This window comes from Algiphilus sp. (assembly GCF_023145115.1).
Taxonomy (GTDB): domain Bacteria; phylum Pseudomonadota; class Gammaproteobacteria; order Nevskiales; family Nevskiaceae; genus Algiphilus.
This window is the reverse complement of the sequence record NZ_JAGLEJ010000047.1, coordinates 20,267-31,801: the sequence shown is the minus strand read 5'-3', so window position 1 is coordinate 31,801 and position 11,535 is coordinate 20,267. Positions and strand designations below refer to the sequence as shown.

11 protein-coding genes and 1 riboswitch are annotated in these 11,535 nt (G+C 70.6%); of the genes, 8 read left to right on the top strand and 3 right to left on the bottom strand.

Translation table 11 applies throughout. The features are described 5' to 3' along the window. The 7 genes from KAH28_RS15860 to KAH28_RS15830 form a co-directional block, all read left to right on the top strand. The coding region (locus KAH28_RS15860; RefSeq protein WP_290578303.1) for a DNA translocase FtsK at positions 1–1,690 on the top strand (1,690 nt) is incomplete at its 5' end. A 91-nt stretch (positions 1,691–1,781) separates the two neighbouring features. Continuing rightward, positions 1,782–2,426 carry an outer membrane lipoprotein chaperone LolA gene (gene lolA / locus KAH28_RS15855; RefSeq protein ID WP_290578302.1) on the top strand — a complete coding sequence of 215 codons (645 nt, stop codon included), beginning with the start codon at positions 1,782–1,784 and terminating at the stop codon, positions 2,424–2,426. 13 nt (positions 2,427–2,439) lie between these two features. Beyond that, on the top strand, positions 2,440–3,720 hold the full coding sequence (locus KAH28_RS15850) for a replication-associated recombination protein A (protein ID WP_290578300.1): 1,281 nt from the start codon (positions 2,440–2,442) through the stop codon (positions 3,718–3,720). After that, complete coding sequence (locus tag KAH28_RS15845) at positions 3,717–4,076, top strand: CrcB family protein (RefSeq protein ID WP_290578298.1); 360 nt, start codon at positions 3,717–3,719, stop codon at positions 4,074–4,076. The genes KAH28_RS15850 and KAH28_RS15845 overlap by 4 nt, the downstream gene beginning before the upstream one ends. Continuing rightward, positions 4,073–4,477: a CrcB family protein gene (locus KAH28_RS15840; RefSeq protein WP_290578296.1), complete on the top strand. Its 405-nt coding sequence runs from the start codon at positions 4,073–4,075 to the stop codon at positions 4,475–4,477. Before KAH28_RS15845 ends, KAH28_RS15840 begins: the two co-directional genes overlap by 4 nt. Positions 4,478–4,521: 44 nt before the next feature. Beyond that, positions 4,522–5,805 carry a serine--tRNA ligase gene (gene serS, locus KAH28_RS15835; RefSeq protein WP_290578294.1) on the top strand — a complete coding sequence of 428 codons (1,284 nt, stop codon included), beginning with the start codon at positions 4,522–4,524 and terminating at the stop codon, positions 5,803–5,805. An 18-nt stretch (positions 5,806–5,823) separates the two neighbouring features. Next, positions 5,824–6,561, top strand: coding sequence for a 2'-5' RNA ligase family protein (locus KAH28_RS15830; RefSeq protein ID WP_290578292.1), 738 nt, complete (start codon positions 5,824–5,826; stop codon positions 6,559–6,561). Here KAH28_RS15830 and KAH28_RS15825 read toward each other — a convergent pair. Genes KAH28_RS15825 through KAH28_RS15815 form a run of 3 tightly spaced genes read right to left on the bottom strand, consistent with a single transcriptional unit; the run spans position 6,492 to position 9,153 of the window. Beyond that, positions 6,492–7,271 carry an ABC transporter ATP-binding protein gene (locus KAH28_RS15825; RefSeq protein WP_290578290.1) on the bottom strand — a complete coding sequence of 260 codons (780 nt, stop codon included), beginning with the start codon at positions 7,269–7,271 and terminating at the stop codon, positions 6,492–6,494. The genes KAH28_RS15830 and KAH28_RS15825 overlap by 70 nt on opposite strands. Further along, positions 7,268–8,242 (bottom strand): iron ABC transporter permease, encoded by a 975-nt coding sequence (locus KAH28_RS15820; RefSeq protein WP_290578288.1) that lies wholly within the window; start codon positions 8,240–8,242, stop codon positions 7,268–7,270. Before KAH28_RS15820 ends, KAH28_RS15825 begins: the two co-directional genes overlap by 4 nt. Continuing rightward, complete coding sequence (locus KAH28_RS15815) at positions 8,239–9,153, bottom strand: cobalamin-binding protein (protein ID WP_290578286.1); 915 nt, start codon at positions 9,151–9,153, stop codon at positions 8,239–8,241. Before KAH28_RS15815 ends, KAH28_RS15820 begins: the two co-directional genes overlap by 4 nt. Positions 9,154–9,309: 156 nt before the next feature. Beyond that, positions 9,310–9,533, top strand: a riboswitch (cobalamin riboswitch). Positions 9,534–9,666: 133 nt separating this feature from the next. On the opposite strand from KAH28_RS15815, the gene KAH28_RS15810 reads away from it, so the two are divergent. Then, positions 9,667–11,517 (top strand): TonB-dependent receptor, encoded by a 1,851-nt coding sequence (locus KAH28_RS15810; RefSeq protein WP_290578284.1) that lies wholly within the window; start codon positions 9,667–9,669, stop codon positions 11,515–11,517. The last annotated feature ends 18 nt before the right edge of the window (positions 11,518–11,535 follow it).

Below are 11,535 nucleotides of genomic sequence, written 5' to 3'. Positions count from 1 at the left end.
GGTGGCCGCGCCGGCACCGCGTGCGGCGCCCAGCGTCGATGCGCCGCCCGCCGACGCCAGGGCCGCGACCCGGAGCCGCAAGTCGCGCCGCAAGGCCGCGAAGAGCGCGCCCGCCGAGCCCCGGGAAGAGCAGCTGTCGCTCGCCATCGACGACACCGGCAAGGGCGGCGGCGTGCCGGCCTTCACCGGCGATCCGCTGCCGCCGCTGGACATGCTCGATGCGGCGCGGCCGTCCAAGCAGGGCTTCACGGCCGAGGATGTCGAGCGCATATCGCGCGATCTCGAGAAGCATCTCAAGGACTTCAACGTCACCGCGCAGGTCGTTGAGGCCCAGCCCGGGCCGGTGGTCACGCGCTTCGAGCTGCAGCCCGCTCCGGGCGTCAAGGGCTCGCAGATCACCAACCTGTCGCGCGACCTCGCGCGCGCGCTGTCGGTGTCGTCGGTGCGCGTCATCGAGGTCATCGCCGGCAAGTCCGTGGTGGGGCTGGAGATCCCCAACCAGCACCGCGACATCGTGTCGCTGTCCGAGATCCTCAACGCGCCCGAGTACCGCAACATGGCGTCGCCGCTGTCGATGGGGCTGGGCAAGGACATCGCCGGCCGCCCGATGGTGGTCGATCTCGGCAAGATGCCGCATCTCATGGTCGCGGGCACCACCGGCTCGGGCAAGTCGGTGGCGATCAACACCATGATCCTGTCGATGCTCTACAAGGCGACGCACCAGCAGCTGCGCTTCATCTTCATCGATCCGAAGATGCTGGAGTTGTCGGTCTACGAGGGCATTCCGCACCTGCTGACGCCGGTGGTCACCGACATGAAGGACGCCGCCAACGCGCTGCGCTGGTGCGTGGGCGAGATGGAGCGCCGCTACCAGCTCATGACGCGCGTCGGCGTGCGCAACCTGGCCGGCCTCAACAAGAAGATCCGCGAAGCGGTCGACCGCGGCGCGCCGCTGGAGGACCCGATGCAGTCGGCGCCGCTGTTCGCCGACGGCGAGGAGGATCCGGACGCGCCGCCGAAACCGAAGCTGGACGAGGAGATCCCGCACATCGTCGTGGTCATCGACGAGCTCGCCGACATGATGATGGTGGTGGGCAAGAAGGTCGAGGAGCTGATCGCCCGCATCGCGCAGAAGGCGCGCGCCGCCGGCATCCACCTCATCGTGGCGACGCAGCGCCCGTCGGTCGACGTCATCACCGGCCTCATCAAGGCGAACATCCCGACCCGCCTGGCCTTCCAGGTGGCCTCGCGCGTCGATTCGCGCACCATCCTCGACGAGATCGGCGCCGAGACCCTGCTCGGCCACGGCGACGGCCTGTATCGACCGGTGGGATCGAGCCGCATCGACCGCGTGCACGGCGCCTTCGTCGACGACCACGAGGTCCACAAGGTGGTCGAGTACCTCAAGCAGGTCGCCGAACCCGAGTACATCGATGCGGTCTGCTCCGGCGATGTCGAAGCGCCGGGCGGCGACAGCGACGGTGATGCCGAGCAGGATCCGCTCTACGATCAGGCCGTGCAGATCGTCATCGAGTCCGGCAAGGCCTCCACCTCCTGGGTGCAGCGCCGGCTCAAGATCGGCTACAACCGCGCCGCGCGCATCGTCGAGCAGATGGAAACGTCCGGCGTCGTGGGGCCTAGTGGCCCGGGCGGCAATCGCGAGATCCTCGTCCAGTCGGGCCGGGAATGAAGCCGCGTTCCGCCAGCATGGCACGATTCACGACGCATTCACCGCCGGCTCCCAATGATCGGGGCGCCATCCCATCCGGCACGCTTCCGCCATGACCCGATTCCGCCACACCGCCGCCCTTCTGCTCGGCGCACTCCTCCTTCCGGTGTCGCTATCCGCCGCCAGCCAGGAGGCCGAGGCCGCGCTGACACGCTTCGTCGAACGCGTCGAGACCCTGAGCGCCGATTTCACGCAGATCGAGCGCGACGACACCGGCACGGTGCTTCAGGAGAGCACCGGCCGATTCTGGCTGCAGCGGCCCGGCCGCTTCCGCTGGGAAGTGCAGGCGCCCTTCGCGCAGGTCGTGGTCGCGGACGGCGAGACCCTGTGGCACTACGACCCCGATCTCGCCCAGGCCACCCGCCGGCCGGCCGCGCCCGCGCTTGCCGGCACGCCGGCCGAGCTGCTCGCGGAGGGGGCCGGGCTGCGCGAACGCTTCGCGATCGAGAATGCCGAGCCGGAGGCGCTGCCCGACGGCGTCGCGGCGGTGCGACTGGTGCCGGACTCCGACCAGAGCGACTTCCGCTCGGTGCTGCTGCACCTGCGCGACGGCGTGCCGGAGGCGCTCTTCTTCGAGGACCGCATCGGCGGCCGTACCGAGGTCCGCTTCTCCGCGGTGACGGTCAACGAAGCGATCGCGGAATCGCGGCTGCGCTTCACGCCGCCCGAGGGCACCGAAGTGGTCGCCCTCGAATGATGCCGCGGCGCTGATGGTCGATCGCAGCGAGCCGCTGGCCGCGCGCATGCGGCCGCGCACCATCGAGGAAGTGCTCGGCCAGCCCCATCTGCTGGCACCGGACGCGCCGCTGCGCGCCGCCATCGACGCCGGCCGCGTGCCCTCGATGGTCTTCTGGGGACCGCCCGGCTGCGGCAAGACCACGCTGGCCCGCCTGCTGGCCGCCCACGTCGCGGCCGAGTTCCGCACGCTCTCCGCCGTCATGGCGGGCGTCAAGGACATCCGTGAAGCGGTGGCGAGCGCGCAGAAGGCGCGCATGCACGGTACCGACACGGTGCTGTTCATCGACGAGATCCATCGCTTCAACAAGGCCCAGCAGGATGCGCTGCTGCCCTTCGTCGAGGACGGCACGCTGACGCTGGTCGGCGCCACCACCGAGAATCCGTCCTTCGAGCTCAACAGCGCGTTGCTGTCGCGCGCCCGCGTGTTCGTGCTGCACCCGCTCGACGACGCCGCCGTCGATGCCATGCTGGAACGCGCGCTGACCGATGCCGAGCGCGGCGTGGCGCCGTTGGAACTGCCCGACGACTGGCGCCGGCGGATCATCGAGATGGCCGACGGCGACGCGCGCCGCGCACTGGTCATGCTGGAGATGGCCGCGGACTATCTCGGTGCCGGCGGTGCCGCTGACGAGAAGGGGCTGGCACAGGTCTTCGGGCGCAGCATGCGGCGCTTCGACAAGCAGGGCGACGCCTTCTACGACCAGATATCGGCGCTGCACAAGGCGGTGCGGGGGTCGGACCCGGACGCCGCGCTCTACTGGTTCTGCCGCATGATCGACGGCGGCGCCGACCCCGGCTACCTGGCCCGGCGGCTGGCGCGCATGGCCTACGAGGACATCGGTCTGGCCGACCCGAAGGCGCTGCAGATGGCGCTGGCGGCGTGGGACGCCTATGACCGCATCGGTTCGCCGGAAGGCGAGCTGGCGCTCGCCGAAGTCGTCATCTGGCTGGCCGTCGCGCCCAAGAGCAATGCCGGCTACACCGCCTACAAGCGCGCCATGGCGGCGGTCGACCAGCACGGCAGCGCGCCGGTGCCGCTGCACATCCGCAATGCGCCCACCGGGTTGATGAAGGATCTCGGTTACGGCAAGGGCTATCGCTACGATCACGACGAGCCCGAGGCGCACGCCGCCGGTCAGCAGTTCCTCCCGGATGCGCTGGTGGGCGCACGCTTCTACGAGCCCACCGATCGCGGCATCGAGTCCCGCGTGCGCGAGCGTCTCCGGCAGCTGCGCGGCGACGGCGCGGCGTGACGCTGGCATTGCTGGTGGCGCTGGCTGCCGCCGCCGGCGGGACGCTGCGCTGGTGGATCGCCGGGCGCCTCGACGCCCACCGCATCTGGCCGCTGGGCACCTGGCTGGTGAACCTTGGCGGCAGCGGCGCCATCGGTTTGCTGGGCGGTGCGACCAGTGCCGGCTCGGCCGGCCTTGACCCGGTATGGCTGGTCCTGGCCGTTGCCGGGCTGGGCAGCTTCACGACCGTCTCTGCCTTCGGCCTGCAGACGATGCTGCTGTGGCGGGCGCAGCGCGGCCATGCGCTGAGTTACGCCGCCGCGACCATGGTGCTGTGCCCGCTGGCGGCGTCGCTCGGCTATCTGGCGGTCGCGTGAACGGGGTGCGCACCACCGCGCTGGTGGCCGCCGGAAGCGCGCTCGGTGGCGGGCTGCGCGTGGCGCTTTCGGTGTCCATCGCGCTGCCCGGCGCGGCCACGCTGCTGGTCAATGTGCTCGGCGCGGCGGTGATGGGCGCGGCCGCGCACCGGCTGCTGGAACGCGATCGGCCGCAGCTGCAGGCCTTCCTGCTGCCGGGGTTCTGCGGTGGCTTCACCAGCCTGTCGACTTTCAGCTGGGAGTGGGTGCAGCTCGCGCGCAGCGTGGAGCCCTCCCCGGGCGCGGCGCTGCTGCTGGGCGGTGCCCTGGCCGCCGCGCTGGCGGCGTGGATGACCGGGGCGGCGGCCGGATGGTGGCTGGGCGGCGCCGCCGCGCGCCGGCGGGGGGCGCGGCATCGGTAGAATCGCGGTCCCGAATCAGCCGATCCACCCGCCGACCCACCGCCATGATCGATCCCAAACTGCTGCGCACGCAGACCGAGGCCGTCGCGCAACAACTCGCGCGGCGCGGATTCCAGCTCGACGTCGCCGCCTTCCAGGAGCTCGAGCGCCAGCGCAAGGAACTGCAGACCGGCACCGAGGAGCTCCAGCAGAAGCGCAACAGCAGCGCCAAGCGCATCGGCCAGGCCAAGGCCGCCGGCGAGGACATCCAGCCGCTGCTCGCCGAGGTCGAGGGCCTCAAGCACGAGCTCGACGCCAATGCCGAGCGTCTCGACACCCTGCAGCAGGAGATCGAGCGGCTGGCGATGGGGCTGCCCAACCCGCCCGCCGACGACGTGCCGGACGGCGCCGACGAGTCCGACAACGTCGAGCTGCGCCGCTGGGGCGATCCGCGCCCCGCCGAAGGCGCGCTCGACCACGTTGCGGTGGGCGAGGGGCTGGACGGGCTCGACTTCGCCCAGGCAGCCAAGCTCACTGGCAGCCGCTTCGCGGTGCTGCAGGGCGATGTCGCGCGCCTGCACCGGGCGCTGGTTGCCTTCATGGTGGATCTGCACAGCACGCAGCACGGCTACGAGGAAGTCTGCGTGCCCTTCATCGTCAACGAGGACTCGCTGCGCGGTACCGGTCAGCTGCCCAAGTTCGGCGAGGACCTGTTCCGGCTCGACGGCGAGACACCCTGGTACCTGATCCCCACCGCCGAGGTGCCGGTCACCAATCTGCTGCGCGACGAGATCGTCGACGCCGACACGCTGCCGCGGCGCTGGGTGGCGCACACGCCCTGTTTCCGTTCGGAAGCGGGTGCGGCGGGCCGCGATACGCGCGGCATGATCCGGCAGCACCAGTTCGAGAAGGTCGAGCTGGTGCACGCCGTGAGACCCGAGGAATCCGACGCCGCGCTGGAAGCGCTGACCGGTCACGCCGAGGCCGTGCTGCAGGCGCTGGAGCTGCCCTACCGGGTGGTCGCGCTGTGCACCGGCGACATGGGCTTCGCCGCGCGACGGACCTACGACATCGAGGTGTGGCTGCCGTCGCAGGACACCTACCGCGAGATCTCGTCGTGCTCCAACTGCGGCGATTTCCAGGCGCGCCGCATGCAGGCGCGCTGGCGCAATCCCGATACGCGCAAGCCCGAGCTGCTGCACACCCTCAACGGCTCGGCGCTGGCGGTCGGCCGCACGCTGGTCGCCATCCTGGAGAACTTCCAGCAGCCCGACGGCAGCGTGGCCGTGCCGGCGGCGCTGCGCGCCTACATGGGCGGGCGCGAGCGGCTCGTGCCGCGCGGGGGCTGACCCGCGCCGATTCGGACCATGCGCACGGTCGCGCTACCGGTCAGCGCCGTTGGCAGCCGCTTCGCGCACGGCTGTGCGCTGCCGCCGCCCGATGCCGACCAGCGCGCGGCGTGGCACAGGGGCCGGAGGCGTTACGCGGTCTGGTTGATCGAAGCCGACACGCCAGCCGTTCGCGCGCTCTGTGCACGGGTCCGCGAACGGCTGGCGCCGTGGCTCGGTCCGGCGCCGGCGCGGCAGCCGCACATCACGCTGGCCGCGTGCGGCTTTCCGGTACGCGTTGCCACCGACACCGACGAGTACGACATCCGGCAGCGGTGCGCACAGCGGGACGCGCTGAACGCCGCGCTGCCGCCGGCATTCACGGTGCTGGTGGGCGGTATCGGCAGTTTCAACGGTTGTGCCTATCTGCGGGTGCGTGACGAAGGCGGTGTCCTGGAGCGTCTCCAGCAGACGTTGTGCGCGCCTGTTCCGGCCGCGCGCGGGCAGCGCTACGTGCCCCATGTCACGGTGGGAACCTACCGGGCTCCGGTTCCGATGCGCTCCGTTGCGCGGGCCGCCGCGACGGCATCGAGCAGTGCGGTGCGAGTGACCGCCAAGCGCCTGACCCTGACGACCTTCGATCCTGGCGTGGATGACGGCGCCCTGCGGCCGGTCGTACGCGTGCGCCTGCGGACATGTGCAGGGGATCAGGCGCCGGTACGCGGCAGGAACACCGGGAGGCCATCGACGGTACCGGCCGCCAGTGGCTGCCGATAGAGCCTTTCCAGAGCCGGCACCGAGAGCATGGTCGCGACCGCACCCCAGCAGGCAGCGCCGTCCGGATAGAGCAGCAGCACATGGCTGCAGTAGCGCGCGGCGAGATTGATGTCGTGGGTGGCCATCACCGTGCAGCGACCGTCCGCGACTTCCGTGCGGATCAGGTCGAGCATCGCGATCTGGTGATGCAGGTCGAGATGATTGGTGGGCTCGTCGAGCAACAGCAGTGCGGGGTCCTGCGTCAGCAGCGTGGCGAGGGCGAGACGCTGCCGCTCGCCACCCGACAGCGTCTGCACCGAGCGGTCGGCGAGCTCGGTGAGCCCGACGCGCGCAAGCGCGGCATCCGCCGCATCGAAGTCGTCCGGACCCTCCAGCTCCCATGATCGGAGGTGCGGGTGCCGGCCCATGAGGGCGGTTTCGCGCACCGTTGCGGGAAAGCCGTCGTGGTGATGCTGGAACAGCACACCCAGCCGTCTCGCCGCGCGGCGGCGCGGCATGCGATGCAGCGGCGTCTCATCGAGCAGGACGGTACCGCTGCGCGGCGGCCGCAGCCCGGCCAGCGTCATCAGCAGCGTCGTCTTGCCGGCTCCGTTGGGGCCCAGGATGGCCCACGTCTGGCCGGCCTCGAAGCAACAGCCGAGCGCATCGCCCGAGGGCCTTTCCGGGACATCGACACGCAGCGCATCCAGCTGCATGAGGGGCGCGGTCATGTGGATTGGCTCCGATGCAGCAGCCAGAGAAAGACGGGCACGCCGAGCATGGCGGTGATGACACCCACCGGCAGCTGCTCCGGGGCGATGATGGTGCGCGCCAGGGTATCGGCCAGGACCAGCAGCGTGCCGCCGGCCAGCGCCGAGGCCGGCAGGATGATGCGCTGGTCGTAGCCGACGACGAGGCGCAGCATGTGTGGCACGATGAGGCCGACGAAGCCGACGCTGCCGGCCACCGTGACCGCCGTGGCGGTGATCAGCGCGGCCGCCACGTAGACCGTCCACTCCATCCGGCGGACGGCGACGCCCAGCGCGGCCGCTTGCTGGGGCCCGCGCGCCAGCACGTTGAGGCTCCGGCCGAAGGGCATGGCGGCCGCGACCACCAGCGCCAGCACGACCAGCGGCGGCCACGGTGTGCGGGCGTTCGCCATGTCGCCCATCAGCCAGAACAGCATGCCGGGCAGTTCGCGCGCCGGCGCGATCGCGAGCAGGAAACTGATCAGCGCGCCCCAGCCGGCCGCAACGACGACGCCGGTCAGCAGCAGGCGCGTGGGAGTCCAGCTGCCGGTGCCGTGCGCGGTGCCGAACACGATGGCGGTGGAAACCAGGGCGCCGGTGAACGCGGCGCCGGAAACGAGCGCCATGCCGAGTCCCGCGATCATCGCCAGCAGGGCTCCCACCGCCGCACCGCCGGACAGTCCCAGTACGTAGGGATCGGCGAGCGGATTGCGCAGCAGCACCTGCATCAGCGCGCCGGCCACCGACAGCAGGCCGCCCACCGCGAACGCCGCCAGCGCCCGGGGCAGGCGCAGTTCCATCAGCATCGTCCGGTGCAGCGGCTCGCCGGCGCCGCGCAGTACCGCCCAGATCTCTGCAGGCGCGAGGTTGACGCTGCCGATGGCCACGGCCAGCGCGAGGGCCAGCAGGGCGCAGGGGAGCAGCACCAGCAGGCTGCGCGACGGGCGTGTCACCGTGCGATGTCCCGGTTGCCGCTGGCGCGCGCGGCGCGAGCCGCCGCGAGCGCATCGCAGAGCAGGGTGGTGCCCTCGAGGACGCGAGGGGTGTGGCGCTGGATCAGCGACGGCGGAATGAACAGGAGCTGTTCCTTGCGCACCGCCTGCAGCTGCGGCCACTGCCGCCACGCCTCGACCCAGTCGCGACGATCCTCGCCCATGCCGCCCGCGGCGATGACCTCGGGATCGATCTCCAGCACCGACTCGCGATCGATGCGCGGCACCAGCGTGTCGAGCGCGCCGAAGACGTTGTCGCCGCCGCACAGGGCGATGGCCTTGGCGATCAGATGATCGTCGTTCACCGTCATCAGCGGCTGCTGCCAGACCTGGTAGAACACCGATACCGGCTCGGCATCGCGATAGCGCGTCTCTAGGGCCGAAACGCCCGAAAGCAGTGCCTCGGCGGCGCGACTGCCCGTTGCGTCATTGCCGGAGAGGTGGCCGAGGCGCTCCAGCGTCGAGGCGATGTCCGCGAAGCTGCGCGGCTCGGATATGTAGACCGGTACACCCAGGCCGATGAGGCGCTCGAGCTGCGCCATGTCGTTGCCGCTGGACCAGCCGACCACCAGATCGGGCTCCAGCGCCAGAACGCGCTCGATGTCGATGCGCGAATAGCCGCCGATGCGCGGAATGTCCTCGGCCTCGGGCGGGTGGTCGCTGAACTGGCTGGCGCCAACGATCTGTTCGCCGGCGCCGACCGCGAAGAGGTTCTCGGTGAGATGCGGCGCGAGGCTGACGATGCGCTGCGCCGGCGCGTCGAGGCGAAGGCGGTTCCCGGCATCGTCGACCACGGCGACCGGCGCTGCCGGCGCGATGGCCGGCAGCAGGAGGAGGAGCGCGGTGGCAGCGATGGATCTCGCGAAATGCATCGATAAGCTGTAAAAATGTCGATTGGGGCGCCAAACGTGCGGGCATGCAAGGCGCTGCGGGCGCCGCGTTGACGCGCGAATCACGATAGCAAGTTTGCGCTGTCGCGCTGCACGGGCGTTCGCCGGCGCGATTTGACCCGGCGTCGCGACCGCCTTAGGCTTCGCGGCGTTCGAGGTGCCTGCGCTGCTATCGCGGCGCGGTTAAACGGGAAGTCGGTGCGCGCCCCAGGGCGCAATGCCGACGCTGCCCCCGCAACGGTAAGCGAGCGGTTCGCGGCGAATGAGCCACTGTGCCGAAACGGCATGGGAAGGTGCCGCAACCCGAGACCCCTTGTCTCCACTCGCAAGCCCGGATACCGGCCTGGAACACTGGCGCGGCACAGCGGCGGGCTGGCTGCGGGCGTTCCCGGTGGCCGACTCTCGTGGCTGCCGCATCGGATCGCTCTCTGGCTCCGGCGCCGTGTCGCAGAACGCGGACACGACGGCGTGCGGGTGGCACGCGAGGGAGCAAGCATGGCAATCACGAACCTTCAATCACGCCTTCTCGGGGGCTGCGCGCTGTGCGTGGCTGCGGCCGCGTCGGCATCCGGGGATCCCCTGGTGCTGGCAGTGGCCGAGCTCGATCCGGTGGTGGTGACGGCGACGCGCGGGCCGACACCGACGGTCGCGGACGGTCTGGCCGCGACATCGGTCATCTCGCGCCGCGATATCGAGCGGCGGCAGGTCGGCAGCGTCGAGGAGGCGCTGCGCGGGGTACCGGGTCTGAACCTGACCAACAACGGCGGGCCGGGCAAGAACACCTCGATCTTCCTCCGCGGGACCAACTCCGACCATCTGCTCGTGCTGCTGGATGGTGTCGAGATCGGCTCCGCCACCAGTGGCACGGCCGCCTTCCAGAACATTCCCATCGAGCAGGTCGAGCGCATCGAGGTGGTGCGCGGCCCGCAGTCCGGTCTGTACGGATCGGACGCCATCGGTGGCGTGATCCAGATCTTCACGCGCGGCAGCGAAACCGACGGTCGGCGCAGCTACTTCGAGCTCGGCGGCGGCAGCTTCGACACCTATCGCGGTGCCGCGGGCGTCTCCGGCGGTGGCGAGCGGGGCTGGTTCAGCCTGAACACCGATGTCGTCGATACCGCCGGCATCGACTCCCAGACCACCTTCGAGCCCGATGACGACGGCTACCGCAGTCTCTCGGTATCGGGGCGCGGCGGGCTGCACCTCGGCCGCTTCGGCGAGCTGCGCGCGAATGCGCTGCATGCTGACGGCGAGAGCGCCTACGACGGCAACCCCGACTTCGATGCCGTCAACGAGACCGAGACCGTCCAGCAGGTCTTCGGCGCGTCCTGGCTGGTCCGGCCCTGGGAGCCGCTTTCGCTGACCATCGACGCGGGGCGGTCGGAGGACCGTTCGCGCAACTTCCGGAATGGTGACTTCCGCACCCGCTTCGATACCAGTCGCAATGATTTCAGCGTGCAGGCCGATGCCGACGTCCTCGATCAGCGCGTCAGTCTCGGTGTCGATCATGTCGATGAGCGGGTCGATTCCACCACCGGCTACGACGAGACGCGGCGCGAGATCACCGGCGTCTACGCCCAGCTGCTGGGCGAGCTGGGTGCCTTCGAGTACCGGCTCTCGGGAAGGACGGACGACTACGACGACTTCGACAACCAGCAGACCGGCACGGCCGCGATCGCCTGGCGGATGGCGGACCGGCTGCGCCTGCGCGCGAGCTATGGCACCGCGTTCCGCGCGCCGAGCTTCAACGAGCTGTACTTCCCCGGCTTCGGGAACCCGGATGTGGCCCCCGAGGAATCGCGCAGCGTCGAGCTGGGTGCCGAATGGTCGGCCGATATCTGGTCCCTCCGGGTGGCGGCATTCGATACGCGCATCGACGATCTCATCGACACGGTGCAGGCCCCGGACGGGAGCTTCCGCCCCGAGAACGTCAACGAGGCGCGGGTCCAGGGCGTGGAGCTGAGCTCGGCGCTGGACGTCGCCGACTGGGAACTGGGCGTCGCGTACACCTACCAGAGGCCGGAGAATCGTGGCGAGGGCGACAATCGCGGCAACCGTCTGCGCCGCCGCCCCGATCAGATTCTCCAGTTCGACGCGGATCGCCGCTTCGGGCGTCTCGACGCCGGCATGAGCGTCTACGCCGAGGGTCGCCGCTACGAGAACGCGGCCAACAGCCAGCGGCTCGCCGGCTATGTGCTGCTCGACGCGCGGCTCGGCTATCAGCTGTCCGCAGCGTGGCGCGTCCAGGGTCGCGTGGAGAACCTGCTGGACAGCGAGTACCAGACCGCGGCCACGTACAACCAGCCCGGCCGCGCCGTTCACGTAACGCTGCGCTATTCGATGTGAAGGAGGCGAGGGCCGCTC

Excerpts from the sequence above, each read along its gene's own strand:
- lolA (WP_290578302.1), top strand. The coding sequence starts at position 1,782 with ATGACCCGATTCCGCCACACCGCCGCCCTTCTGCTCGGCGCACTCCTC.
- KAH28_RS15850 (WP_290578300.1), top strand. The coding sequence starts at position 2,440 with ATGGTCGATCGCAGCGAGCCGCTGGCCGCGCGCATGCGGCCGCGCACC.
- serS (WP_290578294.1), top strand. The coding sequence starts at position 4,522 with ATGATCGATCCCAAACTGCTGCGCACGCAGACCGAGGCCGTCGCGCAA.
- KAH28_RS15830 (WP_290578292.1), top strand. The coding sequence starts at position 5,824 with ATGCGCACGGTCGCGCTACCGGTCAGCGCCGTTGGCAGCCGCTTCGCG.
- KAH28_RS15825 (WP_290578290.1), bottom strand. The coding sequence starts at position 7,271 with ATGACCGCGCCCCTCATGCAGCTGGATGCGCTGCGTGTCGATGTCCCG.
- KAH28_RS15815 (WP_290578286.1), bottom strand. The coding sequence starts at position 9,153 with ATGCATTTCGCGAGATCCATCGCTGCCACCGCGCTCCTCCTCCTGCTG.
- KAH28_RS15810 (WP_290578284.1), top strand. The coding sequence starts at position 9,667 with ATGGCAATCACGAACCTTCAATCACGCCTTCTCGGGGGCTGCGCGCTG.